Source organism: Neisseria sp. WLZKY-1 (genome assembly GCF_046546535.1).
Lineage (GTDB): Bacteria > Pseudomonadota > Gammaproteobacteria > Burkholderiales > Neisseriaceae > Neisseria.
Map to the genome: position 1 here is coordinate 1 of NZ_JBKGTW010000114.1, position 627 is coordinate 627.

1 protein-coding gene is annotated in these 627 nt (G+C 60.1%); it reads left to right on the forward strand.

The genetic code is table 11. From position 1 onward, the window contains the following. Positions 1-11: 11 nt before the first annotated feature. The coding region (locus ACLD9W_RS12415; RefSeq protein WP_410842291.1) for a DDE-type integrase/transposase/recombinase at positions 12-627 on the forward strand (616 nt) is incomplete at its 3' end.

Genomic DNA, 627 nt, shown 5'->3' on the forward strand with positions numbered 1-627 from the left:
GAGAAACCACCGTGTCCCGAGAACGACAGGAATTTTTAACCCTAGCCCGACAACCCGACCGCAACATCAGCCGTCTGTGCCGACAATTCGGCATCAGCCGCAAAACCGCCTACAAATGGCTCAAACGCGACAGCACCCAAGAACAATCCCGCCGTCCGCACAACAGCCCGAAGCAGACCGCCAACCAAACCGAACAGCAGGTACTCGCCGTACGCGACGAACATCCCGCATGGGGCGGCCGCAAAATCGCCCGCATACTGCAGCGCGAGCACGGCATACACATCGCCCCCAGCACCATCACCTCCATACTGCACCGCAACGGACGCATCATTCACGAAAACACCCATGCGGCACACAACTGGCAGCGTTTCGAGCATCCCTACCCCAACGCATTGTGGCAGATGGATTTCAAAGGCCATTTTGCCACCGACGGCGGCCGCTGCCACCCGCTGACCGTTATCGACGACCGATCGCGCTACAACATCATCCTGCGCGCCCTGGCAAACGAGCGCAGGGAAGGCGTACAGGCAGCATTGACCGAAGCATTCAGACAATACGGACTGCCCGACAGAATCAACACCGACAACGGCGCACCCTGGGGCGACAGCGCACAAGGCGGACTGACCC